General features: G+C 46.4%; 30 protein-coding genes. 28 read left to right on the top strand and 2 right to left on the bottom strand.

The genetic code is table 11. The features are described 5' to 3' along the window. Window positions 1–83 precede the first annotated feature (83 nt). From FNE76_RS02640 to FNE76_RS02510, 27 genes are all read left to right on the top strand, one after another. Window positions 84–1,232 (top strand): glycosyltransferase family protein, encoded by a 1,149-nt coding sequence (locus FNE76_RS02640; RefSeq protein WP_235852331.1) that lies wholly within the window; start codon window positions 84–86, stop codon window positions 1,230–1,232. Between the two features lie 33 nt (window positions 1,233–1,265). Next, window positions 1,266–2,159 carry a DMT family transporter gene (locus FNE76_RS02635; RefSeq protein ID WP_143928362.1) on the top strand — a complete coding sequence of 298 codons (894 nt, stop codon included), beginning with the start codon at window positions 1,266–1,268 and terminating at the stop codon, window positions 2,157–2,159. 47 nt (window positions 2,160–2,206) lie between these two features. Then, complete coding sequence (locus FNE76_RS02630; protein ID WP_120947901.1) at window positions 2,207–2,653, top strand: CoA-binding protein; 447 nt, start codon at window positions 2,207–2,209, stop codon at window positions 2,651–2,653. After that, entirely contained in the window at window positions 2,620–3,861 is a 1,242-nt protein-coding gene (locus tag FNE76_RS02625) for a hypothetical protein (RefSeq protein WP_185962973.1), read from the top strand. Before FNE76_RS02630 ends, FNE76_RS02625 begins: the two co-directional genes overlap by 34 nt. Beyond that, window positions 3,861–5,039: a capsular biosynthesis protein gene (locus tag FNE76_RS02620; RefSeq protein WP_120947903.1), complete on the top strand. Its 1,179-nt coding sequence runs from the start codon at window positions 3,861–3,863 to the stop codon at window positions 5,037–5,039. The genes FNE76_RS02625 and FNE76_RS02620 overlap by 1 nt, the downstream gene beginning before the upstream one ends. Beyond that, window positions 5,039–5,605, top strand: a complete 567-nt coding sequence (locus FNE76_RS02615) for a ComF family protein (protein WP_120947904.1) — start codon at window positions 5,039–5,041, stop codon at window positions 5,603–5,605. Before FNE76_RS02620 ends, FNE76_RS02615 begins: the two co-directional genes overlap by 1 nt. A gap of 118 nt (window positions 5,606–5,723) precedes the next feature. Then, a complete protein-coding gene (locus tag FNE76_RS02610) occupies window positions 5,724–6,740 on the top strand; it encodes a branched-chain amino acid aminotransferase (protein WP_120947905.1) in 1,017 nt (338 codons plus the stop codon). 10 nt (window positions 6,741–6,750) lie between these two features. Further along, window positions 6,751–7,788, top strand: coding sequence for a PTS sugar transporter subunit IIC (locus tag FNE76_RS02605; protein WP_120947906.1), 1,038 nt, complete (start codon window positions 6,751–6,753; stop codon window positions 7,786–7,788). 82 nt (window positions 7,789–7,870) lie between these two features. After that, on the top strand, window positions 7,871–8,275 hold the full coding sequence (gene ndk, locus FNE76_RS02600; RefSeq protein ID WP_120947907.1) for a nucleoside-diphosphate kinase: 405 nt from the start codon (window positions 7,871–7,873) through the stop codon (window positions 8,273–8,275). Between the two features lie 8 nt (window positions 8,276–8,283). After that, window positions 8,284–8,667, top strand: coding sequence for a DUF177 domain-containing protein (locus tag FNE76_RS02595; RefSeq protein ID WP_120947908.1), 384 nt, complete (start codon window positions 8,284–8,286; stop codon window positions 8,665–8,667). A 14-nt stretch (window positions 8,668–8,681) separates the two neighbouring features. After that, window positions 8,682–8,831, top strand: coding sequence for a 50S ribosomal protein L32 (gene rpmF / locus FNE76_RS02590; RefSeq protein ID WP_120947909.1), 150 nt, complete (start codon window positions 8,682–8,684; stop codon window positions 8,829–8,831). Between the two features lie 8 nt (window positions 8,832–8,839). Continuing rightward, window positions 8,840–9,883, top strand: coding sequence for a phosphate acyltransferase PlsX (plsX, locus tag FNE76_RS02585; RefSeq protein WP_120947910.1), 1,044 nt, complete (start codon window positions 8,840–8,842; stop codon window positions 9,881–9,883). A 10-nt stretch (window positions 9,884–9,893) separates the two neighbouring features. After that, entirely contained in the window at window positions 9,894–10,883 is a 990-nt protein-coding gene (locus FNE76_RS02580) for a beta-ketoacyl-ACP synthase III (RefSeq protein WP_185962972.1), read from the top strand. 23 nt (window positions 10,884–10,906) lie between these two features. Beyond that, complete coding sequence (rpsP, locus tag FNE76_RS02575; RefSeq protein ID WP_120947911.1) at window positions 10,907–11,146, top strand: 30S ribosomal protein S16; 240 nt, start codon at window positions 10,907–10,909, stop codon at window positions 11,144–11,146. Between the two features lie 3 nt (window positions 11,147–11,149). Continuing rightward, complete coding sequence (locus tag FNE76_RS02570) at window positions 11,150–11,443, top strand: KH domain-containing protein (RefSeq protein ID WP_120947912.1); 294 nt, start codon at window positions 11,150–11,152, stop codon at window positions 11,441–11,443. Further along, on the top strand, window positions 11,443–11,964 hold the full coding sequence (rimM, locus tag FNE76_RS02565; protein ID WP_120947953.1) for a ribosome maturation factor RimM: 522 nt from the start codon (window positions 11,443–11,445) through the stop codon (window positions 11,962–11,964). The genes FNE76_RS02570 and rimM overlap by 1 nt, the downstream gene beginning before the upstream one ends. Window positions 11,965–11,975: 11 nt before the next feature. Continuing rightward, window positions 11,976–12,707, top strand: coding sequence for a tRNA (guanosine(37)-N1)-methyltransferase TrmD (gene trmD / locus FNE76_RS02560; RefSeq protein WP_120947913.1), 732 nt, complete (start codon window positions 11,976–11,978; stop codon window positions 12,705–12,707). After that, window positions 12,704–13,066, top strand: coding sequence for a 50S ribosomal protein L19 (rplS, locus tag FNE76_RS02555; RefSeq protein WP_120947914.1), 363 nt, complete (start codon window positions 12,704–12,706; stop codon window positions 13,064–13,066). Before trmD ends, rplS begins: the two co-directional genes overlap by 4 nt. Before the next feature lie 30 nt (window positions 13,067–13,096). Further along, window positions 13,097–14,062, top strand: coding sequence for a TrbG/VirB9 family P-type conjugative transfer protein (locus FNE76_RS02550; protein WP_407925309.1), 966 nt, complete (start codon window positions 13,097–13,099; stop codon window positions 14,060–14,062). Then, complete coding sequence (locus FNE76_RS02545; RefSeq protein ID WP_120947915.1) at window positions 14,062–15,171, top strand: DNA type IV secretion system protein ComB10; 1,110 nt, start codon at window positions 14,062–14,064, stop codon at window positions 15,169–15,171. Before FNE76_RS02550 ends, FNE76_RS02545 begins: the two co-directional genes overlap by 1 nt. A gap of 49 nt (window positions 15,172–15,220) precedes the next feature. Continuing rightward, complete coding sequence (locus FNE76_RS02540; protein WP_120947916.1) at window positions 15,221–15,964, top strand: (Fe-S)-binding protein; 744 nt, start codon at window positions 15,221–15,223, stop codon at window positions 15,962–15,964. After that, window positions 15,961–17,403 (top strand): LutB/LldF family L-lactate oxidation iron-sulfur protein, encoded by a 1,443-nt coding sequence (locus tag FNE76_RS02535; RefSeq protein WP_120947917.1) that lies wholly within the window; start codon window positions 15,961–15,963, stop codon window positions 17,401–17,403. Before FNE76_RS02540 ends, FNE76_RS02535 begins: the two co-directional genes overlap by 4 nt. Continuing rightward, window positions 17,396–18,040: a LutC/YkgG family protein gene (locus FNE76_RS02530; protein ID WP_120947918.1), complete on the top strand. Its 645-nt coding sequence runs from the start codon at window positions 17,396–17,398 to the stop codon at window positions 18,038–18,040. Before FNE76_RS02535 ends, FNE76_RS02530 begins: the two co-directional genes overlap by 8 nt. Next, complete coding sequence (locus FNE76_RS08415; protein WP_205585514.1) at window positions 18,022–18,570, top strand: DUF2846 domain-containing protein; 549 nt, start codon at window positions 18,022–18,024, stop codon at window positions 18,568–18,570. The genes FNE76_RS02530 and FNE76_RS08415 overlap by 19 nt, the downstream gene beginning before the upstream one ends. A 43-nt stretch (window positions 18,571–18,613) precedes the next feature. After that, the gene (gene bcp, locus FNE76_RS02520; protein WP_120947919.1) at window positions 18,614–19,069 is read left to right on the top strand and encodes a thioredoxin-dependent thiol peroxidase; all 456 of its coding nucleotides are present in this window, start codon (window positions 18,614–18,616) and stop codon (window positions 19,067–19,069) included. Between the two features lie 48 nt (window positions 19,070–19,117). Continuing rightward, window positions 19,118–19,315: a sulfur carrier protein ThiS gene (gene thiS, locus FNE76_RS02515; protein ID WP_120947920.1), complete on the top strand. Its 198-nt coding sequence runs from the start codon at window positions 19,118–19,120 to the stop codon at window positions 19,313–19,315. 6 nt (window positions 19,316–19,321) lie between these two features. Continuing rightward, entirely contained in the window at window positions 19,322–20,041 is a 720-nt protein-coding gene (locus FNE76_RS02510) for a metallophosphoesterase (protein WP_120947921.1), read from the top strand. Here FNE76_RS02510 and gpmI read toward each other — a convergent pair. Together gpmI and FNE76_RS02500 are read right to left on the bottom strand one after the other, a co-directional pair. Continuing rightward, on the bottom strand, window positions 20,038–21,525 hold the full coding sequence (gpmI, locus tag FNE76_RS02505; RefSeq protein WP_120947922.1) for a 2,3-bisphosphoglycerate-independent phosphoglycerate mutase: 1,488 nt from the start codon (window positions 21,523–21,525) through the stop codon (window positions 20,038–20,040). The two genes, FNE76_RS02510 and gpmI, sit on opposite strands and share 4 nt — an antisense overlap. Next, window positions 21,525–22,331, bottom strand: coding sequence for a hypothetical protein (locus tag FNE76_RS02500; protein WP_143928361.1), 807 nt, complete (start codon window positions 22,329–22,331; stop codon window positions 21,525–21,527). The genes gpmI and FNE76_RS02500 overlap by 1 nt, the downstream gene beginning before the upstream one ends. Before the next feature lie 105 nt (window positions 22,332–22,436). Between FNE76_RS02500 and glyS the strand changes: the two genes are divergently transcribed. Further along, window positions 22,437–24,524 carry a glycine--tRNA ligase subunit beta gene (glyS, locus tag FNE76_RS02495; protein ID WP_235852211.1) on the top strand — a complete coding sequence of 696 codons (2,088 nt, stop codon included), beginning with the start codon at window positions 22,437–22,439 and terminating at the stop codon, window positions 24,522–24,524. Window positions 24,525–24,527 lie beyond the last annotated feature (3 nt).

Here is a 24,527-nt window from a genome sequence, read left to right as displayed (position 1 = left end):
CTAAACAAATAACAAGTCCCCCCAAAAAACACCAGCCCTTAATGGGCTTTTCTTGTATAATAACGCCTCAAAAAAGGAACATGATGCCCGATTCCCCGCGCACGCTTTTATTAGTGGCTGCCCACCCCTTAAATAGCCCGCGCCCTTATCGCCTCAGAAAACTCTTAAAACCCTACCACCAAATCAGCGTGATGGGCATTAGCAAAATACCCCTGCCCCCTCAAGAGGATTTAGAGATTTTCACTTACCCGCCCTACCCTAAGCGCAATTTTTTACAAGAATGCAAGCTTTATATTGATGTGTGGTTGCAAAACGATCACGCCCTCATCTACACCCAAAACCGTGCCCAAATTGTGGAAGTGTTGCGCGAACATGCCTTTGATTTTATCTTTTGCTTTGATCTGGTGCTCTTGCCCATCGTGCTAGCTTACAAGAAAAATGCCAAGGTGATCTTAGATGCGCGCGAATACTACCCGGCACAAGATAGCAGTAATATCCGTTGGCGTTGGCTCTTTAAAGCTTTTTTCACCCGTTTAACCAACACCTACATGCCACAATGCGATCATATTTTGAGTGTGTCTAAAGGCGTACAGGGGCTCTATGAGAGTGAGCATGGGATTTCCAGTAGCGTATTTTATTCCTACCCCTTTTACCACAAACTTAAGGCCACACCCACCAAGCCCGATCAAATCCACTTGATCTACCATGGGGGTGCGAGCTATAACCGCAGTTTTGAGGGGTTGCAAACCATGATGGAATATTTGAGCGATCATTTAGGCGATTGGCGCTTTTGGCTGACCTTGATGCTGGTTGCCCCCCCTGCACGCCTAGAGGAGCTCAGAGCCAAGCTCACACACACCCGCATCAAAATCATCCCCCCAGTGGAGTTTAAAAAGATCATTAGCTTTAGCAATGCCTTTGATATCGGGCTGTATTTTAGCCCGCCTATCAATCTTAATATCAAGCACGCCATGCCCAATAAGTTTTTTGAATATATCCAGAGCCGTTTGGCTCTGTGTGCTGTGCCCAATGTGGAAATGCAGGCCGTCATTGAAAAATACCAAATCGGGGTGGTGAGCCAAACCAGTAGCCCACAAGATTTAGCCCTCACACTGCACAAATTACGCCATGAGGATATTGAGTTTTACAAGCACAACACCCAAAAAGCCGCCCAAGAACTCTGTGCCCAGCAAAACCAACTTGTGCTCTTAGAGTTGCTCCAAAAAATTTAAAGAGGTGTGCTAACATAGGTCTTTGGAGTGCGCATGGATATTAGATTGGGTCTGCTTTACATGGCTTTGAGTGCTTTTAGTCTAGGGGCAATGAACGCCCTGATCAAAATTGCCAGTGCCTATTATTCGCCCTTGGAGAATATTTTTTACCGCGCCTTTTTCACGCTCCTTTTTTTGGGATTCTTCTATTTTATCAAGCCCTTTAGCTTCCGGGCTTACAAAAAGGGTGGCGGGGTTTTGCTATTTTGGCGCATGGTTGTGGGGGCTTTGGGCATGACCTTGATGTGCTACAATGTCTATACCATGCCCCTAGGCATGGCTAGTGCCTTTAACCAAAGTTCCCCCCTATATGCAATTTTAATCTCTTTTTTAATCTTTAAAGAACCGGTGAGCTTGCGCTTGATTGGAGCTGGTGTAATTGGCGTTTTGGGTGTGGTGTTTGTAGCTAACCCCCATACCAGCGGGCTAACTTGGGTGCAAGTTGCCTCTGGCGTGCTCAATGGGGTTTTAGTTGCCATCGCCTACACTAGCTTGTATCGCCTCAAGGAATATTATAACGGCGCATTTGTCGTTTTTATCTTTAGCTTGTGCTTGAGTTGCATTGGTTTTGTGGGGCTCTGGATTGACTTTCCTCCCTTTGCCACAGGTTATCACCCCATGCGCTTTAACGGAGCTTGGTGGCATTGGGATCTTTGGGTGTTAATGGGGATGGGTTTAACCGGGACTTTTGGGCAATACTTTTTAACCAAAGCCTACATGATTGCTCCAGCCGGGGCGATTTCGCCCATGATCTATAGCCGTTTGTTTTGGAGTGTGAGTTTTGGGATGTTGCTAGGTGATCCATGGCTGGGCTTTTTGGAGGGGCTTGGCATGGGATTGATTGTGCTTTCAGGCGTGCTCATCGCTTCTTATGCGCGCAAAAAGTGATATTAACATTCTTGGGATATAATGATTCTTTTTGCAAAGGATTAGATATGGATTTTGACATCGAGCATGGCGATCGCTCCACTCCTGCGTTGATTTTGCAGTATAAATATTTGGCCATTGTAGGTTTGAGCCCCGATCCCTCTAAAGAAAGCCACCGAGTCGCTGCATATCTGCAAGAACAAGGTTACCACATCACGCCCATTTATCCCGATGACTCCCAACCCATTTTGGGGCAAAGGGTTTATAAGACCTTGAGTGCGGCCCTACAAGATAAACACAAACAGGGTGAAACGATTTTTGTGGTGGTGGTTTTTAGAAAACCAGAAGCGGTGTTGGAGATTGCTCAAGAGATGTTACAAAATGATCCCATCCCTCTTGTTTTTTGGATGCAACTAGGCATTAAAAATGCAGAAGCTAAAGCATTACTAGAGCAAAATGGGGTGGTCGTGGTGGAAGATAAGTGCATGCTTGTAGAACACCAAAAGCTATTTTGAGCGCGCCCAACACGCTCCCTAAAAACATTCTTTCCAAGCCCCTTTACTACATTCTCCTAGCTTTGATTGTGGGGGTTTCCCTGTCTTTGGGTATCTATAAAAGCCTAGAAATCTCGGTTAGCTATAAAGAAGCATTATTTTATTTTAGCACGCCTCGTTTCTTAGCCGATCGCCTCTTGCTCCAAGCCCTGCATGCCTTTGTGGAAAGAGTCGGGTGTACCTTGCCAAAAGATTTGGTATTGCGCTTGCCCGGTTTGTTTTTACACGGGCTCAACATTATTTTAATTTACCACATTAGCCACAAAATGCCCCTTAAAAAGCCCTATGATCCCCTTTTTGTGGCTCTCACCTTTGCTTTGCTCCCGGGCGTGCAATTAGGGGCGATCTTGCTAGGCAAGGTTAGCCTCTTGCTCACCCTCTCATTTTGTGCATTATTGGGTTTTTATACATGGGTTTTTTACCCCCTTGTGGTGGTGATTGCCCTTGCAGATGGGAGCACAATAGTTTTGTTAATGGGTTTATGCCTCTATACGCTCAAACAACGCTACACGCTAAAGATGGCGCTTTTGCTAGGGGCTTTGGGTTTTAATCTCTACTATTTTAGGTCTATCAAGGGCATGCCAGAGGGTTTTTTTATTGATACCCTAGTGGTGATGTTTGTTCTCTATTCGCCTTGCTTGTGTCTTTACTACCCCTATGCCCTCTATGCCCAAGTCGTGAAAAACTACAAACAAGATAGCCTAATAGGCATCGTGGCAACAACTGGGTTTGCTCTGCCCTTGTTACTCTCCTTGCGCCAAGAACTCCCGCCCCAATTTTTGAGCTATGGGGCTGTGGGCATGCCCATTTTGCTCCAAAAAGTCCTCTCGAGTATCCGCTTACATTTGCCCGTCTTTAGAAGCCATTACTATATCCGCTATAGTTTAGTTTTTGGCACACTTTTTTTAGAGAGCGCGTTTTTATGGGGGGGATATAATCCTTTTGTCAGCACCCACTATATTGCCAAAGAATTAGCCACGGCCCTCAAGGCAAAGGGCATTGATGCCATCCATGTGGATTCCGAACAAATGGCTTTACGTTTGAAGTTCTATGGCATCCAAGAGCGTCCTGATCTTTTTTTGATCAAACAAAAAAAGCAAGGAGAGATTAAAATCCGCTACAAAAATAAAGTCGTGGCTTCCTATGCGATCACAAACCACAAACCCTAATGCATCCTGCTTTTTTATTGCTCGCTGAAAACCCCCTAAGTGTTAGCCCTAGAGCCTACCGCTTGAGCCTAGCCCTACTAGCCCTCTACCCCCACACGCCCCTATTTGTGTTATCCCCCCCTCCATGCCCTCTATCCCCATCGGTAACCTTTTTGAGTTTCCCCCCCTTAGATAAAAGCCTGCTAAAAACCCAAAAAATCACTGACTGCATTGCCAAAAAACACTTTAGTCCCCTGCTTTTCACGCCCAACCGCCTAGAACTTGCGCGGCAACTCAACCAACTTGAAGCGCGCTTAGAAAGACAAAAAATCTATCTCAAGGCTGTTTTTGTGCAAGATTTGGCTTTGTTGCCCACCCTTGTAGAACACACACGCCTGCAAAACCTCATTGTGGATTTGCGCGAGTTTTACCCCGCACTGGTTAATCCCCAGCACTTCAGCGCGCCCCTTTTCCACCATATCTGCACCCACTATTTAAGCTATGCCCACAAGAGTCTTAGTGTGAATGCCTCCATCGCCAAGCTTTATGCCCAAAATTACCCCCACTTTAACCCCGCCCATAATTTGATTTGGCATTCGACCCCTTTTTATGCGAATCTGCGCCCTAGCCCCCTAAGCTCCCCTATCCGCTTGCTCTACCATGGGCTAATCGCTAAAGAACGCGATTCGCACAATCTTTTAGATTTGGCTCAAAATTTAAAAGATTTACCCCTACCCTATCATTTAAGCTTGATGGTCTTAAGCAAACACCCCACCTTTTTTCAAGATTTTAAGGCTAGGGCTACGCGCATGCAAGCTCAAGGTGTGCCCATCAAACTCCTTAAACCTGTGGGATTTTTAGAGATCATCCCTGCAAGCCAACCCTTTGATTTGGGACTTTTAAGCCTGCCCAACAATTCTCTTAATCACTTGTATGCCCTCCCCAATAAGTTTTTTGAATACATTCAAAGTGCCTTGGGTGTGATCAGCACACCCTTAATGGAAGTAAAATCCCTGCTAGAAGCCCACCAAATGGGTATAACCAGCCTTGATTTTAGCCATGCTAGCTTGCTAGAGACCTTGGCTGGTTTGAACATGGATCAAATCCGACACTACAAGCAACAAGCCAGCCAAGCAGCTAAGGTACTTTGCATGCAAGCCCAACTGCCTAAGCTAGCCCGCTTTCTAGGCGATCTGTGATGCGTTGTTTGGTGTGTGGGAAATGGGTTTTAACTTTGATGTGTGCACGCTGTTATGCAGACTTGTGCCCCTCTTTGGTGGTGCGCTCCTTGGAGGGCGTGCCCATTTATAGCTTTTATGTGTATGAGGAAATTGAGTGGCTGATTAAAAGCAAGTACCAGCCATTGGGTAGCCGTGTTTTGGCTCTTTTGGCGCGCCGTTGTGCTGTGCAGCTAGCCCCTCACCTGCCTAAGACCACTCTTTATGGTGTGGGGATTGATGATCATGTCAAAAGGGGTTATGCGCACACTGCCGTTATTTTGCACGCTCTCTGTGCCGCTCTCAAACCTTACCTAAAAGCCAAATACAACCAACTTAAAGCCACAAACCCCATCACTTACGCTGGGCAGAGTTTAAAATTCCGCCAAGAGAACAAGAAAAATTTTGTTTTTAAAGGCGATCCCAACTTGCCCTATTTTTTAGTTGATGATATCCTCACTACGGGCAGTACCATGCAACAAGCCATAGAAACTCTCAAAAATGTTGGGGCACGCGTTGTCTTTGCCTGCACACTGGCGCACGTCTAAAACCCTTTAATTTGCTTACCCCATAAGATTTTTGGACTAATGGATTAAAAATCTGCTATCATTAAAGAGGTGGGATGGTCTTATATAATCTCCCACGACAATCACTTAAAGGAGATGTATGTCCAATTTAGATTGGAACAACCTAGGTTTTACTTATGTCAAAACTGATTTTCGTTTTGTTGCCCGCTACAAGAACGGGTCATGGTCTGCTGGAGAACTAATTGAGGATAACCAAATTACTTTACATGAATGTGCCCCCGCCCTGCATTATGGGCAACAATGTTTTGAGGGTCTTAAAGCTTATCGCTGTAAAGATGGATCGATTAATCTATTCCGCCCTGAAGAGAATGCCAAACGTTTGCAAGCTTCTTGCAAACGTCTTTTAATGGCACCCGTGCCCGTTGATTTTTTTGTTGATGCGTGTATCCAAGTGGCTAAGGCTAATGCTAAGTGGGTAGGTCCCTATGGTTCGGGAGCGACACTCTATATCCGTCCATTAGTCTTGGGCGTGGGAGCTGAGATCAGTTTGGCTCCCGCACGAGAGTTTTTATTCATTGTCTTTTGTATGCCTGTAGGGCCTTATTTAAAGGGAGGCTTGCAACCGGCTAATTTTGTTGTTTCTGACTATGATCGCGCTGCACCGCAAGGCACAGGAGCGGTGAAAGTGGGGGGCAACTACGCAGCTAGCGCACTCCCGGCCAAACTGGCTAAGGAGCAAAATTTTAGCGATTGTGTTTATTTAGATGCCGCCACGCACACCAAAATTGAAGAAGTGGGGGCGGCTAATTTCTATGCGATTTCTAAAAAGGGTGTGTTGGTAACCCCCGCATCGCCCTCTATTTTGCCTAGTATCACCAAATATTCCCTCTTGTATTTGGCTAAAGAGCAATTGGGGATCGAAGTGCTAGAAGGTGATGTTTATATCGATTCCTTAGATGAATATAGCGAGGCAGGAGTGTGTGGGACGGCTGCGGTAATTGTGCCTGTGGGCGGGATTTTTTACAAAGACAAAATGCATGTCTTTTATAGCCAAACAGAGGCAGGACCAGTTACCAAACAGCTTTACCACGCCCTTGTGAATATCCAGTTAGGTGATGCGCCTGCGCCCGAGGGTTGGATTGTTAAGGTCTCTTAAAGGAGCTTAGATGAAAGATTTTTTACTCAAGCTTTTATCGGGGATGGCAATAGCCGTGGTGATCGCTCTAGCACCCAATGCAATCTTGGGGGGCTTGCTCAAGCCCTATGCCCATATCCATGCCGTTGGGCTCTTTGTAGATGCGCTGGTGATCTTGCAAGCCTTGCTCTCACTCATTACCGGCGTGTTAGTGGGGCTTAATTTTAACTTTAATCCCCTAAAATCCAGCATTATCGGAGCAGCAGCCTTTATTGCCTCTGGAGTGGTGAAACACACGCCCAATGGACTTGTACTAGCCGGCGTGGGGGATTTGCTCACCGTCTTAGTTGTGGTCGCTTTGGCTGTGAAAATCACACAATGGCTAGGCGATAGGTTTGGATCGCTCACCATTATTTTACAGCCCATTGCCGTGGGGGTTTTTTGTGGCTTTGTAGGCTTGCTTATTTTGCCCTACACCACTGGCGTAACTCTGCAAATTGGGCAAGCCATCATGTATTTCACCCAGCTACACCCACTTTTAATGTGCATACTCATCTCTATCTCTTATGCCTTCATCATCATCTCGCCAATCTCCACGGTCGCGGTGAGCTTAATCATTGGCATTAGCGGTTTGGCTTCAGGAGCGGCTAATATGGGCGTTGTGAGCACGACAGCCGTTCTCATTGTAGGCTCGCTCTTGGCTAAGAATAGGGCAGGAGTGAGCGTGGCGATCTTGCTAGGAGCGATGAAAATGATGATCCCCAATTTTTTCAAATCTCCCATTATGAGCACTTGTGTTTTTGCTAATGGCGTGCTAGCAGGTCTTATCACTTATTTTTTCCAAATTACTGGTGATGCCAAGAGTGCGGGGTTTGGGATTGTAGGACTCATAGGACCCATCAAAGCTTATGAAGAGGCGTTGCTAAACCAGCTGGATTTACCTTTAATGCGCGTGGTGCTCACCTATGGTGTTTTACCCTTTGTGGGGGCGATTATCTTACACCTTTTGTGTTGCAAACTCTTTAGGGCTTACCACCATAAGATTTATTATTTCCAGCAGGCGGCCTAAAAATAGGGGCGGGAGGCTAGCCCGCCCTTTTTTAAGCTAAGACTTGCTATAATGCCCGGCTTGAATGCGATTTTAAAGGACCATGATGACGCGGACCCTGTCTATTATCAAGCCCGATGGTGTGAAAAAGAAAATCATTGGGAAGATCATTACCCGTTTTGAGGAAGCGGGCTTGGAAGTGGTTAAAATCAAGCGCATGCACTTGAGTGTAACCCAGGCGCAGGATTTTTACGCCATTCATAAAGATCGCCCCTTTTTCAAGGATTTGATCGCTTTTATGACCAGTGGGGATGTGGTGGTGATGGTTTTAGAGGGGGAAAAAGCGGTAGAAAAAAACAGAAAATTAATGGGGGCTACCGATCCTAAAAAAGCAGATCCGGGCACGATTCGTGCGGATTTTGCGGATAACATTGATGCCAATGTGGTGCATGGGAGTGACAGCAAAGAAAATGCCCAGCAAGAGATCGCCTTTTTCTTTGGCAACTAGAGGGTTTTTTGCGTTTAGAGATGAGGAAAATAGGCATGCGTGCCAAGCCCTTTACCTGCCAGTTGGAACGCATAGAGTTAGAAGGGCTTGTCAGTCGGGTGGGGAGCAAGCTTTACTTGCTAGAGGGTCATTTGCATGGGGTTTTGAGCGTGCCATGCGCTTTGAGTGGGACCATCTTTGATAAGCCCATTTCTCAGGACTTGCGCTTGCTTATCTCTGATGGCATTTACAAACCCGCAAAGGCACAAGAGCCAATTTACTTAGAAAATGGGTTCTGTATGGAAACAATGGATGTGGTAGAAAGTTTAGATGGGTGCATTGATTTAGAGGCCTTATTAGACTCCGAAATGCAGTCCATCCAAGCGGACTACCACTATTTGCCTAATTCATAAACAAAGGAGAAACAATGGCTGTTCCTGATAGACGCGTGAGCAAGACAAGAGCGAGGAAGAGACGCACGCATTATACTGCCAAATTGGCAACACCCGTTAAAGATAAAGATGGGAGCTGGAAGCTCCCTCATTTTATTAACAAATTTACGGGCAATTACAAATAGAGTCTAGTATGAGGATTGTGATTGACCTCATGGGAGCGGATTTAGGTATCCTCCCCATTGTTGAGGGCGTTGCTAAGGCTCTAGGTACGCAAGTGTTTGAACCGGTTTTGGTGGGTGATGCCACCAAAGCAAAGGCTTTGATCTCCAAAGATTTAGCCTCTAAGGTCGAGATTATTGATTGTCCCGATTATATCCGCATGGAAGAGCAGGCCACCGATGCGCTCAAGCGTAAAGAAACCTCGATCTTTGTGGGCATGGACATTTTAAAAAACGGGGCGGATGCGTTGGTTTCTGCTGGGCATAGTGGGGCGACTATGGGGCTAGCTACGCTCAAGTTAGGGCGCATTAAAGGGGTTAGTCGCCCAGCACTTTGCACGCTCATGCCCTCTGTGGGGCAACGCGCAAGTATCCTATTAGATGTGGGGGCCAATACAGACTGCAAGCCAGAATACTTGTTGGATTTTGCCATTATGGGCTATGAATATGCTAGGAGTGTCTTGGGCTATGAGAACGCTAGTGTGGGGTTGTTGTCCAACGGGGAGGAGGATAGCAAGGGGTCTTTAGCCACTAAGGAGGCTTTTAAACTCATTAGTCAATATCCACTTTTTCACAGAGAGCCCAACAACGCTAACGCCTCGGCTTTTAAGGGCAATGTGGAGGGGAATGATATTTTTGTCAATGCCGTCGATGTTGTGGTGTGCGATGGATTTGTAGGGAATGTGGTGTTGAAAACCACAGAGGGCGTGGCTAGCGCGATCAGTTCTGTATTTAGAAATGAAGTCAAAAATGGCTTGGGAGCTAAGTTGGGGGCGTTGTTGCTCAAAGGGGCCTTTAGCCTCATTAGGCAAAAAACTGACTATGCCGAGTATGGCGGTGCCCCCTTGCTGGGTGTGAATAAAACGGTGATCATCAGCCATGGCAAGAGCAACGCGCGTGCAATCGAGTGTGCTATTTACCAAGCCATTAAAGCCAAAGAAAGCAATGTGTGCGAAAAAATGGCACTAGCCTTTAGCCATAAGCCTTTAGATGAGGAAGCCTCCCATGAGTCTTGAAAGGAGAAACATGCCCTATGCGATGCTAAAATCTGTCGCTGCGTATGTGCCTGATAAGTGCGTGGATAACAGCACCTTTGAGGGCTTGTTGGACACAAGCGATGAGTGGATTCAAAAACGCACAGGGATCAAGACCCGTTATTTTGCCACGCCCGAGCAAAAAAGTAGCGATCTAGGTGTCAAAGCTGCTCAAACCGCTATTGAGCGGGCTGGCTTAAGCAAAGAGGAAATTGATTTAGTGTTGGTGGGTACGCTCAGCCCAGACTATTTAGCCATGCCCTCGACGGCTTGTACCCTGAGTGCTAAATTAGGTTTAGAGAACACACCTAGCATGGATATTGTGGCAGCTTGTAGTGGGTTTATCTATCTTTTAGCCACTGCCAAAGCCTTTGTAGAAAGTGGCATGTATGCGCATGTTTTGATTGTGGGGGCGGAGAAGTGTAGTAGTGTTTTGGATTTTGAGGATCGTAGCACTTGCGTGCTTTTTGGTGATGGAGCGGGGGCATGTGTGATTGCGCGCACAGACAACCCTAAAGAGAGTATCTTAGATGTTAAGATCGCCTCTAACGGAGCTTATGCGGACTATCTTTACACGCCCAGAACACTCAAACAAAGTGCTTTCATTGAATCTTGCGATCAAAGCCAAACTTTACGCATGAAGGGCAATGAAGTTTTTAAGCTAGCCATTAAAACTTTGCTTAAAGATGTTGAAGATATCTTAGGTGCCAATAACATTAGCCCCGAACAGATCACCTATTTTATCCCCCATCAAGCCAATTTGCGCATCATCCAAGCCGTGCAAAACCAGCTAGCCTTTAGTCAAGAACAGGTGGTGCTCACCGTGCAAAAGTATGGTAACACTTCGGCAGCCAGCATCCCCATGGCGATGAATGAAATTTACGAACAAGGGAAGCTCAAAAAGGGCGATTTGATGCTTTTGGATGCTTTTGGAGGGGGCTTGACTTGGGGGTCAGCATTGGTTTATTATGGCGGAGATTAATTTTAGCATGAAAGGAGTTTTGGATGACAACAATTAGATTAACGCGCGTGGGGCGTAAAAAAAAGCCCTTTTACCGGGTGGTGGTTACTGATTCAAGAAAACGTCGCGATGGGGGTTGGATTGAATCCATTGGTTACTACAACCCCTTGAGTAATCCTAAGGTGGTGCAGATTGACCATGTGCGTTTGGATTATTGGAAGGGTGTGGGTGCCAAGATGAGCGAGAGGGTGGAAAAGTTGGCTTCTCAAGGCTCAAAGGCTTAAGGTTTGCCAGAGCAAGAGAGCAAAATAGAGGGGGATTTTTTTGTCGAAAAATTCGTGCAAGAGTATTGCAAAAAGATTGTAATCTACCCACAGGTTTTAGAGGTCAAATCAAAGATGCTTGAAGAAGGCACTAAGGAGCTTTGTATTTACACTAACCCAGTGGATATGGGGCGGGTCATTGGCAAGGATGGCAAGATGGTGAGCGCGATCAAGGCTTTTATCTCGGGGGTAAAAGCCAAGAATGGTTTGAATTATAAGATTGTGGTGCTCGCCTCTGAAAACCCCTATGTTTTGTGATGCAAACAGATGATTTATTGGTGGTGGGGCGCTTAGGGCGTAGTGTGGGGTTGCTGGGGGGCTTGAAACTCTTTTTGCAAAGCGATTGTTTGGAGTGCTTAGTGGCTGGAGCCCATGTTTATGCCTACACATCTTTAAGCCCTGTACATGCCCTGACAATCAGAAACTACAGTCATGACCTTGCACTGATTTTTTTTGATGAGATCGCCAGTAGGGAGCAGGCAAGGTTGCTCAGTTTGCACACTTTGGCGATGAGTCAAGAAGAGACGCTAAAATATTGCCACTTGCAAGAGGGTGAGTTTTTATACTGCCAACTCTTAAACCTAGAGGTGTTGGACGGGGAGGAGGTCTTGGGTCGGGTGGCTAGCATTGAGCGTCTGGCTGGCACGGATTATTTGTATGTGCAAACCCCTAAAAAGTTATTTTTAATCCCCTACATTGATGTCTATATTCTGCACACAGACTTAGAAAATAGGCGTATCTACACCCAGCACGCCCGTGGGCTTTTAGAACAATCCTAAGAGTTGTTGGTATGCGTTTTAGCATTTTAACCCTTTTTCCCGAACTGGTTGCCCCCTATTTCCAAGCTTCCATTTTAAAGCGTGCTTTAGACAAGCAGGTTTTTAGCTTGGAGATTGCCAATATACGGGATTTTTCCCCACACAAACACCAACGCGCCGATTTTGCGCCCATAGGCGGGGGGGCTGGGCAGATTTTAGACCCCTATATGCTGGAAAATGCGCTAAGGAGTGTGGGGCAAGGGCATGTGATCTTTTTAAGCCCCAGTGGCAAGCCCTATAATCAAAGCGATGCCAAACGCCTAGCCACCTATCCACATTTAGTCTTGGTGTGTGGGCGTTACGAGGGGTTTGATGAGCGTGCGATTGAGACTTATGGCGATGAAGTGTTGGGCATTGGGGATTTCATTTTAACTGGGGGGGAATTAGCCGCACTGTGTGTGTGCGACAGCGTGGCGCGCCATTTAGAGGGCACTTTGGGCAATAGCCAATCTTTAGAACATGAGAGCTTTGAAGAACATCTCTTAGAAGCCCCCCATTTTGCCAATACCGATCGCTTAAATACGCCTAGTTGTGCAGATATGCCCACTATTTCAGAGTATTCAAAGGGCAACCATGCTAAAATGAGATCGGTTATGCGTGATTTATCTATTTGCAAGACCCAATACTACCGCCCTAGTCTGTATCGTCTCAATAGGTCGCAACGCATGGTATTCGATTCACTTTATCAAAAAGGCCAAGTATGAAAAACCGCTATATCCAGCATTTTGAGGATAACCAAATCAAAACCCAACCCCCCCGCTTTAAAGCCGGCGACACGCTCAAACTGGGGATCCGCATTAAAGAGGGTGATAAAATGCGGACTCAGTTTTTTGAGGGAGTTTGTATTAGTTTACGTGGATCGGGCGTAGGTTGCACTTTTTGCGTACGCAAAATCGGCGCAAATGGAGTCGGCGTGGAGAGGATTTTTCCCCTTTATTCTGAAAGTCTAGCTAGCATTGAGGTTTTACGCGTGGGGCGAGTCAGACGTGCCAAACTCTACTACTTACGCCACCGCAAAGGCAAAGCCGCCCGCATTAAAGAGGTGCGCAAAAAAGAGGCCTAATTTGCCTTTGTGGAGGGTTGTGTGCTAGGTTTGCGCCTCTTGGGGGCTTTGAGTATCCTCGTGTTTAGGCTTTGTGCCCAGTCTGTGTCCGAAGAAGAGGAACAATCCCCTACCCCCTCTATGCAAGACCTCAAAGCTATTCAGGGGAGTTTTTTCCACAAAAAGCGTACAGAGCTTGATAACACGCTTTTTATTGATTACCACTTGGGGCAGACTTATAAGATCCGCCTGCGCTATGCAATGGTAACCACGCTGGTTTTTAGCGAGCCTATCCAAGAGGTGATCTTAGGCGATCATGTGGGCTTTAGCACAAAGTTACTAGGCGAGGAGAGACACGAAGTAAGCAATGTCTTATTGGTCAAGCCCTTACAAATTGGCATTGATTCGAATTTAACCATCATTGGCAAGAGCGGTAAAATTTACTCTTTTTATATTTTTTCCACCACTTTTACTAGCTCTAAATACCCCACACTCCATGTCTATATTTCTAATGAACATTTTTTGGATCAGGCTTCTCAGGTCCAGCAACCCCTAGCCATTTTAGAACCCCAAGAAGAACCCCTAGAGACAGAAACTCCAGAGAATTTGCCCAAAGAAAAGCAACCTAGCTTAGATGATGAAGCGCATTATCTTAAAATTGGTAAGGGTGCGCATACGATATTGATCCCCAAAAAGGAGATTGAACGTGGGTATCGCATCTTAGGGCATAAAAAACGCGCTTGGTTTTGTCTGTGGCTGTGCAAAGTCGCCACCTCCCAGCCCATCAAGCCTCTAGAGATTTTTAATGACGCACACTTTACTTACTTCAAATTTGATCACCGCGCCTCCCAAATCAAATTCCCTGTCGCTTATAAGGTGATTGATGGGTATGATAACCCCATCAACACGCGCATTGTGGGGGATTATTTGGTCGCTGAGGATATTGCGGACAAATGGACTTTAAGAGAGGGCAAGCAACACACCTGTATTAGGCGCAATCTTAAGAAAAAACCCTAATGTGGCGCAAAATATTCCTTTGGAGTTTAGCCGGGGTGGGTATTTTTAGTGCCTCTCTTGTCATCCATCATAAACCCAAGCCTCCCCAAGCCCCCAAGTTACAAGAAGTGAGCTATCCGCTCTCCGATTATATTTTTATCCCTCCCAAACTCACAGCCTCAGCTCCCATGCCCCAAGATTACCAACGCCTCCAAGAGCAACTAAAAGCCGATGCACTCAAAATAGAACAGCTCCAAGCCCAGCTAGAAGCCCAACGCAAAGCCCCCGTTCCAAAGCCCTCTAAGCCCCCGCCCCAAAAGCCAGAGCCCTTAGAAGACCCCCAAATTTTAGAGGTTCTAGCTACGCGTATCCAGCCATTTGCCCCCCTAGAGCCCCAATCCCATAAAGAAGAGACCCATACAACCGACTCGATAGATTTAACCGACTATGGTACACATGGCTTTGATAATCTCTCCCAAAAAGATACAGCGACCCATGAGAATAAACTATTGAGGACCATGACAGCTGATAAGCTCATCCCAGCTTTTCTCATCACCCCAATTAGCTCCCAATTGGCTGGCAAGGTGATCGCCCAAGTAGAGAGCGATGTTTTTGCCAACATGGGCAGAGCCGTGCTCATCCCCAAAGGGTCTAAGGTGATTGGGTATTACAATAACACCAACAAAATTGGAGAATACCGTCTAGACATTGTTTGGACACGCATCATCACCCCACATGGCGTGAACATCATGCTTACCAATGCCAAAAGTGCAGATGTAAAGGGTTATAGCGGATTAGTCGGCGAGATGATGACCCATAATTTCCAACGCTATGGACTCCCTCTTTTAGTCTCCACTCTCTCAAATGGACTCTTAATTGCGCTCACAGCGGGTATTGCTAACAAAACCGGGCGTAATAACTTTTTTGGGGATTATCTCTTGATGCAACTCACCCGCCAAAGTGGCATGGGTTTGAACCAAATTGTCGCCCAAATCCTCAAAGATAAGAGCAATTTAAAACCCGTTGTGGTGATTAGGGAGGGTAGTCGCGTTTTTATCTCCCCCAACCTCGATATCTTTTTTCCTATTCCCAAAGAGGGAGAAATTTTGGCAGAATTTTTTACCAATTGAAACACAAATTAGCTATAATTAGGGATATGATGAGTTTTTAAGGATGGTTATGAAAGTTTATTTTTTTGCCACATGTCTAGGTGGGGTGGTCTATAGTCAAACCATTGTGAATTGTATCAAGTTGTTGCGCAAAGAGGGGGTGGAGGTGATCTTTAAAAAGGATCAAACCTGTTGTGGGCAACCCAGTTACAACTCGGGATACTACGATCAGAGCAGACAAGTCATTTTGCACAACCTCAAGCTTTTTAACGAGGATTATCCCGTCATTGTGCCTAGCGGGTCTTGTGTGGGCATGATGGCGCATGATTACAAAGAACTTTTTGAGGATAGCCCCCATTATGACGAGGTAGCGCACTTTGCAGGGCGTGTTTTTGAACTCTCGGAGTTTTTGGATCAAAAATTAGGGGTGCGCTACACCGATACTGGTGCACCGGTCAAAATCACTTGGCATTCTAATTGCCATGCTTTGCGGGTGGCCAAGGTGATTCAGAGTGCTAAAAAAATCATCGCCCAACTAGAAAATGTCGAACTGGTGGAGTTGGAGCGCGAGGAGGAGTGTTGCGGGTTTGGGGGGACTTTTGCAATCAAAGAACCCGAAATTTCCTTTGCAATGGTGCAAGATAAGATCAAAGACATTGAGAGTCGGCAAGTAGAGTATGTCTTAGCCGCCGATGCGGGTTGTTTGTTAAACATCAGTGGGGCGATGAGCAAAATGCAAAGCCAGACTAAAGCGATGCATTTTTATGACTTTTTAGCACAAAGGGTGGGGGTTGCTCCGGGGGGTCTAGCATGATAGCCCATAGCGCACAAGAGTATGAAGAGGCGATCAGGGCAAAGCTAGGAGATGAGCAGTTACGCACGAATTTGCGATCGGCAATGGACACCCTCATCACAAACCGCAGAAACTTGATCGCTAATCGTTACCACGATTGGGAGGAGCTCAGAGAGTTGGGCAAAAATGCCAAACTCAAGGTGTTGGCTAGGCTGGATCACTACTTGCAAACCTTTGAGGAAAAGGCTAAAGCCAATGGCTTTATCGTGCATTATGCCAGCAGTGCCAAAGATGCCAATGAGATCATCTATAATCTAGCCAAAGAAAAAAAGGTCGATCGCATCTTAAAAGGTAAGTCGATGGCGAGCGAGGAGATCGGATTAAACCATTTCTTGCAAGAAAAAGGCATCATCGCCAAAGAAACCGATTTGGGCGAGCTGATCATCCAACTCATTGATGAACACCCCGTGCATATCGTGGTGCCCGCCATCCACAAGAACCGCTATCAAGTGGGCGAGATTTTCCACCAAAAATTAAACGCCCCTTTGGAGAGCGAGCCTGAAAAGCTCAACGGCATTGCCAGAAAACACATGCGCGAGGAGTTTAAAAGCTTTAAAATGGGGATTTCGGGTGTGAATTTTGCCATTGCCAACGAGGGGGCAATTTGGTTGGTGGAAAATGAGGGCAATGGGCGCATGACCACCACCGCCTGTGATATCCATGTCGCTATTTGCGGGATTGAAAAGCTAGTTGAGAGTTTTGAAGATGCTTCTATTTTGGTAAGTTTGCTAGGACCTAGTGCGGTGGGTGTGCCCATTACCTGCTACCAAAATATCATCACTGGTCCGCGCCAAAAGGGGGATTTAGACGGACCCGTAGAAGCCCATATCATTTTGCTGGATCACAACCGCTCCAATATCCTAGCTGATGAAAAATATTACCGTGCACTGAGTTGTATTCGCTGTGGGACATGCCTTAATCACTGCCCAGTTTATGACAAAATCGGCGGGCATGCCTACTTGGCCACTTATCCCGGACCTATTGGCGTGGTGATCACCCCCCAACTCTTTGGGCTGGATAATTACGATCACATTGCTAATTTGTGTAGTTTGTGTGGGCGGTGTGGGGAGGTCTGCCCGGTGAAGATCCCCTTGCCTGAACTCATTAGGGATTTGCGTTGTGAGAAAGCCCATGAAGGGCGGGGCGTGGTACGTGGCTACAAGGACACCAAACACAGCAAGCTAGAGGAGTTAGCCATGAAAGCTTTTGCCAAAATGGCTTCTAATGGAGCTTTGTGGCGGGCGTTTTTAAAAATCAATGGCTGGCTAGCACCTTTGGGCAAATGGTTAGGCGGTTATACTCCAGTGCTTAAAATTTGGCTCAAACATCGCAACATGCCCGCCATTAACGCCGGTCTGCATGCTAAAGTCAAGCAGTTACAAGGAGTGGTTTATGAGTAGCAAGCCTGTTGTCTTAGAGCGCGTGCAAAATGCCCTCAAAAGGCACACCATCGCCCATGAGGAAGTGCATTTTAAAAATATGTTACGCGATGAAAAAGAGAGTTTGCTCGAGGAGTATATCCACTTCCAAACCTTGAATCGCGCCCAAGTGGTGCAATCTAGCCCAGAGAATTTGGCTCAAGATTTAAAAGAAGTTTTGGTGGGTTTTGAGAGTGAAAAGATTTTGCACGCTACTGACCTGCCACTAGATTTAGATGAGTTAGATAGCCAGCATGCATGGGTGAAAATCCCCTATAACCAAAGTGTGGAGGAGATTAAAGACACTCTTTTTCATGTCGATACTTCGGTGCTCAAAGCCACATGCGGGATTGCTAACTTGGGCATGGTGGGCGTGCTCTCTTCAAGCTTTGCGCCCAGATTAACTTCGCTTATTACACTCAAATGTGTTTTCTTGTTGGAAAAAAGCACGCTGGTTAAAAGCCTCCATGAAGGCATAGAAACCCTCAAGGCCCAAAACCCCGATCGCTTGGCGACTAATATGCTCCTCATTGGCGGGCCTAGCCGCACAGCCGATATTGAGCTTAAAACCGTCTTTGGCGTGCATGGACCTATGGTGGTGTGCGTGATTTTGTATTAAGGAGAAATGATGTGCTTGCAAGCAAAAACCACGCTCAAAGCAGAGGGAAAAATGATCTATGTGGCACTGAAAAGTTGTTTTTATGTGGCTCTATTTTGGTGTTGTTTTATGGTTGTGCTACAGTGAGAATAGCACCATCATCACTTGCTCAAGAAGCTAAAAAATTTGTTGCGCCTGAAATGGGTCAAGCCGGACTCTATGTTTATCGTGATGGTATTTTTGGTAGCATTCTAAAAAAAGATATCTGGGTTGATGGCGAATGTTTGGGCGAGTCGGCACCTAAAGTGTTTTTCTTTATGCGGTTGCCAGCAGGCAAACACACCATTGCAACCGAATCCGAATTCTCCCCCAATGCCTTAAGCCTTGATATGGAATCTGGCAAAAATTATTTTGTCCGCCAATATATCAAAGTCGGGGTATTTGTCGGGGGTGCGAATTTGAAATTAGTTGATGAAGAAAAAGGTCGGGTAGCGGTAGCCAAATTAAAGATGGCTGAACCGGGACATTGTAGCGATCCACATCCAAAGTGATTTTTATAGAGCGGTCGCAGTGATCTTGTATTAAGGAGTGTATATGGCTTTACAATTTGGGCACAAAGCCCCTAATTTTAGTTTGTTGGATTCTCAAGGCAAACAAGTTTCTTTGCAGGATTTACGCGGGCAAAAAGTGGTGTTGTATTTTTACCCCAAAGATAACACCCCGGGTTGCACCCTTGAGGCACGCGATTTTACCCAGCTCAAAACCCAGTTCCAACAAAGAGGGGCGGTGATTATCGGGATCAGCCCCGATGATACCAAGAGTCATTGCCATTTTATTGAGTCTGAACAACTAGGGATCACGCTTTTAAGCGATCCGCATTTGGAAACTATCAAGGCTTATGGGGCTTATGGGGTCAAAAACATGTATGGCAAACAGATCGAGGGGGTGATCCGCTCAACCTTTGTTATTGATGAAGAGGGCGTGATCCTGCATGCACTCTATAATGTCCGTGCCAAAGATCACGCTAAAAGAGTGCTTGTTTTGCTTTGAATGGACGGGGTTTTTGTTATAATGTGCATTATTTTATAAAGGCAGTGTATGCAAATTTTCATTAACGGGCAAGCCCAAGAGGTCATTGCATCCAATATCGACTCGTTGATCCAGACCTTGGGCATTGAAAAACGCGTTTGTGCGGTGGCTTTGAATGAAAGGGTTGTCAAAAAAGAAGAATGGGGCAACACCTCTTTGCAAGAAAATGATCGCTTGGAGTGTTTGCAATTCATGGGCGGGGGATGAGCCTTTGTGGAGACTTTGGCGGAGGGGGCGATCTTTGTTGCCGATGCACACCACCAAGAGGGTAGCCCCCACCTCCCTTGTTTGCTTGATGGCTTAATTGCCAACCCTCCTCCCCAGTTTTTCCTGATGGGGGATATTTTCCAAATTTTAATGGGGAGTGTGCGCAGTAGCTATGAGCCCCATGCCTTAATTTTAGAGCAACTGCGTGTCCTTAGCCAAAAAAGCACTCTTTTTTACTTAGAGGGTAATCACGATATGGGACTAAGGTATTGGCAAGGTCTAGCCCAACATGCCCAAATTTACCCACGCAACTGCCAACCTCTAGCCTTTTCCTACCAAGACAAAACCTACCTACTGGCCCATGGCGATTTGTTCCTAGGCTGGGGGTATGAATTGTATATCCGTCTTTTATCTAACCGGCTATCATGCAAAATTTTAGGCTTTTTGGATCGTATCAGGCAACTTTACCCCTACATTGCCCGCCCCATCAAAAAGAAAAAGATCAGAGAATGGCATCTAAGTCCGGCAGACTGGATATGCTTTAAGCAAGAGCGTTTAAAACACTACCACAAAGGTGTGTGTGGTAAAGAGGGGGTCATTGAGGGGCATTTCCATATCCAAAACGCCCCACAAGATAGCCTGTATTGTCCCCTGCCCGCATTTTATTGCACCAAGCAAATTGCTACCTTCACGCCCAAGGGCCTGGTGATTAGCACAATCCCCTAAAATAGGGGGTCGTCCATCACGCTAGGAATGGGCAAACCCATCAGCTTGAGGACACTAGCAGCGACATGGTTGAGTGCCCCGGACTTGATCTGTTTGGCATCTTGACCCATCACAAAACAATAAACCGGGTTGGTCGTGTGGTTGGTGAGCACGCCTTCTTTGGTGCTGTGCATTTGTTCGCAATTCCCATGGTCACTAGTTAAAAGCATGGCATAGCCCAATTCCTGAGCCACTTTGAGCACCTGACCTAGCGCACTGTCCAAAGCCTCTATGGCTTGGATACAAGCCTCAAAATTGCCGGTGTGCCCAACCATGTCTCCATTGGCAAAGTTGGCGATGATTAAATCCTTGCCTGCGCGCATGCTAGAGATGATCGCCTGAGCGATTTCAGGTGCGCGCATCTGCGGACAGAGATCGTAGGTGGGGACTTGGGGGCTAGGGATTAAAATGCGCTCCTCATTGGGGAAGGGTTCTTCAATCCCGCCATTGATAAAGAAACTCACATGGGCGTATTTTTCACTCTCAGCAATATGTACTTGGCTTAAGTTGGCTTGAGAAACCACTTGGGCAAGCGTATCTGTAATCTCCAGCTTAGGGAAAAATACCGGATGCTTAAAATCTGCACTATAACTGGTCATCGTGGCGATCACCAATTCGGGTGCACCCGCTCCACATTCTTTTAGCCCCCTAAACATGTCCAAATCCCCGCTTAAGGCTTGGGTGAGCTCCCTAGCCCGATCACTGCGGAAATTCACAAAAATAGCCCCCTCGCCATCAAACATGCCCTTGTAGTGCCCAAAACTAGCTGGCTGTATAAACTCATCGTAAATATTGCGTGCGTACATGGATTCAATGTAGGCTGAGGGGCTCAACATGGTTTTATTTTGGGCATGCACGATACTTTCATAGGCTGACAAAATGCGCTCATAGCGTTTGTCGCGATCCATGGCAAAAAAGCGTCCAGAAATCGTGGCAATGGCGATATTGTGGTTGCAAATGCAAGAGATTAATTTGAGGTATTCTAGTGCACTGGTGGGCAACACATCGCGCCCATCGGTAATCAAGTGCAACCATACCTTCTTGCCCACCCGCTCTAAGAGTAATGCCATGCCAATGAGGTGATCGATATGGGCATGCACGCCCCCATCGCTCATCAGGCCCAGCACATGCACAATGTGGGAGTCTTCCACCACATGCCTAAAGGCGGGGTTATCCTCCATACAATCTTCTTCAAACGCCTTTGAAATTTTGACTAAATCTTGATAGAGCACACGCCCCGCCCCAATGCACATATGCCCCACCTCAGAATTGCCCATTTGCCCCTCTGGCAGACCCACGCTAAGACCATGCGTGCTTAATAAACTATGGGGCAAATGAGCCAACATCCAATCATAGGTGGGTTTTTTGGCATGGTAAAAGGCATTGCCCTCTTTTATGTCGCTATACCCCACCCCATCGGTGATGATCAACAATGTTTTTTGCATTAAAATACCGGGGCTTCTTGCATCAAGAAAATTCCATCGTCTTCTTGACGCTTTTTAGGTTTGGGCTGTATGTGGTGGGTTTGCTCCACTTTAGGCTTGGGTTTGTGGTGCTGGGTTGTTCTGGGTTTAGAGGGTTTTTTATAGGTTTTTCTAGGCGGTTTTTTTTTGGTTTGTTTGGGGGGCTGGTAGGGCAATTCAGATTGGGCGTAGAGGGGGGTTTTGGGCTTATGCTCATGTTCTTTAACAAAATGCTCTAAGGTGGGCATAAGGCTTTGTAGGGTCTTGATCTTGATTAGGAGGTCTTGGTAATATTCATCGGCTTCTTGGTTAGCCATAGCGGGGTGTTTGGCTCTTTGGATATAGTAGGCCCGAATCATCTCTTTGAGGTTACCTTTGTGGATACGCTTGAAACTGACCAAAGTATCTAGGGCGATTCGGGAGGCAAAATTGCGATCCCTAATGAGTAGATCACCATAGTAACTTTTCATAAAAGGAGTCTGCCCCTCGTTGTAAAACTTTAAGACAGCTGGGATATAGGCATGGTAAATCCCCGCACTCGTCTCATCAAAATCGACTCGATAAGCTCCCGCACACGACTCTTTCCATGCAATGGCCGCCATCTCATAGCCTAAATTTTCTTTAGAACCATAATGGTAGGCATAGACCAAGACTTTTTTTTGCTCCAAATTAAAGTGACTAGGATCCATACACTCTGCCAAGTTTGGCTTGGCTACTACCCCACTCACCACCGCACCACTCAAAACTGCCAAAACAAAAACATGGCGGAAGAATCCCCAAGCCCACATTGACAAACCTTTAAGAGTTTTTCACTTTAAGTTTTGCTATAATCTTAACATAAGTAACCCTTGATAACTATTAATGGCTAGCCTGATTCACGCATAGGAGCTTACTTGAACCCATTACTCATTGAAGTTCTAGTTGAAGAGATGCCCGCTAAGGCTCTGTTGGCAGAATTTAAACACATCCTAGACAAGTTCCACCAAGCCCTACAAAACCATCAAGTGGATTTTAAAGGCGACCTGCGTGGCTATTACGCACCCACACGCCTTGTCCTCCATGCCCTAGATTTCCCCACCCACATCCCAGCTAAACAAGTCGAACACTTTGGTCCCCCCTTAAGTGTGGCTATGGAAGACAACCAGCTTAATCCCATTGGGCAGAAGTTTTATACCAAGTTGGGCTTAGACCCTTTGCAAGCCTTTAGTACGGTGCTAAAAAACCAAAAGGAAGTCTTGCACGCCATTTTACACAGCCCGCCCATCTCCACTGCTACGCTTTTAGATGGTATTTTGTTGGAGTTTTTGCGATCGCTAGATTTTGGTAAAAGCATGGCGTGGGGTAGCGTGCCAGAACGTTTCATCCGCCCCATCCATAATCTTTGCGTGATCTTTGCAGATGAGCCTGTGTCTCTAGAGGCTTGCCAACAAGCTTATGGTTGCACCGCTAGGCGTGCGACCAAAATCCATGCAGCTAAGAGTTTTGCCTACCATGAGACACCCAGCATAGAGGATTACTTTCAAACCCTGCAAAAAGGCTTTGTAATCTTAGACCCCAACAAACGCCAAGAAAAAATCTTGCATGAGATTAAGACTCTAGAGCAAGAACATGGCGTGCAGGTCCAGATTGATCCCGAACTTTTAGAGGAGGTGGTTGCCATCACTGCCTACCCCACAGCTCTTTATGGGCTTTTTGATCGCGCCTTTTTGGATTTACCCACAGAGGTTACCACCACTTCCATGAAGGAGCACCAACGCTATTTTGCCACTTTTAAAGAGGGCGTGCTCAACAATGGCTTTATTGTGGTGAGCAATGCACCCCTGCAACACCCCCAAGATTTTGCCACCATTTTAGTGGGCAACCAAAAGGTCTTGCGCGCGCGTTTGAGCGATGCGGTGTTTTTTTACCAAAACGATTTGGAGCAATCCATGGAATGGGAAAATGTGGCTCCAGCCTTAGACAAGATCGCTTTTATGCAGGGTTTGGGGAGTTTGAAAGACAAGGTGGAGCGTGAGCAAAAAATCGCCCTTTTTTTAGCCCAAAAATATGCCCCCCACGCTCAAGAATCCCAAGAGATTTTGCAAGCCAAACTTTTAGAGTCCTTGTGCCTAGCTAAGGCGGACTTGTTGAGCGAGGTGGTCTATGAGTTCCCCGAGTTACAAGGCGTTATGGGCTCTTACTATGCCAAGCACCACCACAAAAGCCCCGATATTTGCACCGCACTCAAAGAACAATATTACCCCATTGCTGAGGGCGCGCCCTTGCCCAGCACTTTTTTAAGTGCGCTGTTGGCATTGAGCATAAAGCTAGATAGCTTGTTGGCTCTTTTTAGTGTGGGCAAAATTCCCACGGGCTCTAAAGACCCCTTTGCCCTGCGCCGTGCGTGCAATGGCGTGTTGCGGATTTGCTTGCACTACAATTTGCCCTTCAATCTCCAAGCCGATTTGCAAATGCTTGGCACCCACTATGCCCCCTTTGATCTCTCTTTGTTAAGGGAGTTCATGTTGGAACGACTCTCCCATGTTTTAAGTGTCAAGTCCCCCAATCTTTACAAAAGCGTACTAAAAGGCATTGAAGCCTTGGGGGGGCAAGATTATGAGATTTGCCAATTGGCTCGTAAGCTCTATGCTTTGCAAGATTTTTTAGACCAGGTGGAGGATTCTAGGCAATTGGTGAGCGTGTTTAAGCGCGTGGCTAATATCACCCAAGATATACAACAAGCCAGCAACCCCGATCCGCACCTCTTTCAAGATACGAGCGAGCAAGGGCTTTATGAAGCTTACTTAAACTTGCAAAAAAGCACATTTGCCCATTTGGGCGATAAAATCCACGCCCTATTTGCCCTCAAAACCCCTCTAGAACTCTTTTTTGAAAAAGTGCTCATCAACGATCCCAACCCCCAAATCCAAAATAACCGCAAAAGCTTACTCTTTTTAATTTGTCGGGAATTTTTGAGTGTGGCAGATATTAAGGAATTGTAGGGC

Source organism: Helicobacter mehlei, from assembly GCF_007280785.1.
Lineage (GTDB): Bacteria > Campylobacterota > Campylobacteria > Campylobacterales > Helicobacteraceae > Helicobacter > Helicobacter mehlei.
The sequence above is the reverse complement of the archived record's forward strand: the minus strand, read 5'-3'. Positions and strand labels throughout refer to the sequence as shown.

What these genes read in the sequence shown, in the direction of transcription:
- FNE76_RS02640 (WP_235852331.1), top strand. Translation starts at nt 84, where the DNA reads ATGCCCGATTCCCCGCGCACGCTTTTATTAGTGGCTGCCCACCCCTTA.
- FNE76_RS02635 (WP_143928362.1), top strand. Translation starts at nt 1,266, where the DNA reads ATGGATATTAGATTGGGTCTGCTTTACATGGCTTTGAGTGCTTTTAGT.
- FNE76_RS02630 (WP_120947901.1), top strand. Translation starts at nt 2,207, where the DNA reads ATGGATTTTGACATCGAGCATGGCGATCGCTCCACTCCTGCGTTGATT.
- FNE76_RS02620 (WP_120947903.1), top strand. Translation starts at nt 3,861, where the DNA reads ATGCATCCTGCTTTTTTATTGCTCGCTGAAAACCCCCTAAGTGTTAGC.
- FNE76_RS02615 (WP_120947904.1), top strand. Translation starts at nt 5,039, where the DNA reads ATGCGTTGTTTGGTGTGTGGGAAATGGGTTTTAACTTTGATGTGTGCA.
- FNE76_RS02610 (WP_120947905.1), top strand. Translation starts at nt 5,724, where the DNA reads ATGTCCAATTTAGATTGGAACAACCTAGGTTTTACTTATGTCAAAACT.
- FNE76_RS02605 (WP_120947906.1), top strand. Translation starts at nt 6,751, where the DNA reads ATGAAAGATTTTTTACTCAAGCTTTTATCGGGGATGGCAATAGCCGTG.
- ndk (WP_120947907.1), top strand. Translation starts at nt 7,871, where the DNA reads ATGATGACGCGGACCCTGTCTATTATCAAGCCCGATGGTGTGAAAAAG.
- rpmF (WP_120947909.1), top strand. Translation starts at nt 8,682, where the DNA reads ATGGCTGTTCCTGATAGACGCGTGAGCAAGACAAGAGCGAGGAAGAGA.
- plsX (WP_120947910.1), top strand. Translation starts at nt 8,840, where the DNA reads ATGAGGATTGTGATTGACCTCATGGGAGCGGATTTAGGTATCCTCCCC.
- FNE76_RS02580 (WP_185962972.1), top strand. Translation starts at nt 9,894, where the DNA reads ATGCCCTATGCGATGCTAAAATCTGTCGCTGCGTATGTGCCTGATAAG.
- rpsP (WP_120947911.1), top strand. Translation starts at nt 10,907, where the DNA reads ATGACAACAATTAGATTAACGCGCGTGGGGCGTAAAAAAAAGCCCTTT.
- rimM (WP_120947953.1), top strand. Translation starts at nt 11,443, where the DNA reads ATGCAAACAGATGATTTATTGGTGGTGGGGCGCTTAGGGCGTAGTGTG.
- trmD (WP_120947913.1), top strand. Translation starts at nt 11,976, where the DNA reads ATGCGTTTTAGCATTTTAACCCTTTTTCCCGAACTGGTTGCCCCCTAT.
- rplS (WP_120947914.1), top strand. Translation starts at nt 12,704, where the DNA reads ATGAAAAACCGCTATATCCAGCATTTTGAGGATAACCAAATCAAAACC.
- FNE76_RS02545 (WP_120947915.1), top strand. Translation starts at nt 14,062, where the DNA reads ATGTGGCGCAAAATATTCCTTTGGAGTTTAGCCGGGGTGGGTATTTTT.
- FNE76_RS02540 (WP_120947916.1), top strand. Translation starts at nt 15,221, where the DNA reads ATGAAAGTTTATTTTTTTGCCACATGTCTAGGTGGGGTGGTCTATAGT.
- FNE76_RS02535 (WP_120947917.1), top strand. Translation starts at nt 15,961, where the DNA reads ATGATAGCCCATAGCGCACAAGAGTATGAAGAGGCGATCAGGGCAAAG.
- FNE76_RS02530 (WP_120947918.1), top strand. Translation starts at nt 17,396, where the DNA reads ATGAGTAGCAAGCCTGTTGTCTTAGAGCGCGTGCAAAATGCCCTCAAA.
- bcp (WP_120947919.1), top strand. Translation starts at nt 18,614, where the DNA reads ATGGCTTTACAATTTGGGCACAAAGCCCCTAATTTTAGTTTGTTGGAT.
- thiS (WP_120947920.1), top strand. Translation starts at nt 19,118, where the DNA reads ATGCAAATTTTCATTAACGGGCAAGCCCAAGAGGTCATTGCATCCAAT.
- gpmI (WP_120947922.1), bottom strand. Translation starts at nt 21,525, where the DNA reads ATGCAAAAAACATTGTTGATCATCACCGATGGGGTGGGGTATAGCGAC.
- FNE76_RS02500 (WP_143928361.1), bottom strand. Translation starts at nt 22,331, where the DNA reads ATGTGGGCTTGGGGATTCTTCCGCCATGTTTTTGTTTTGGCAGTTTTG.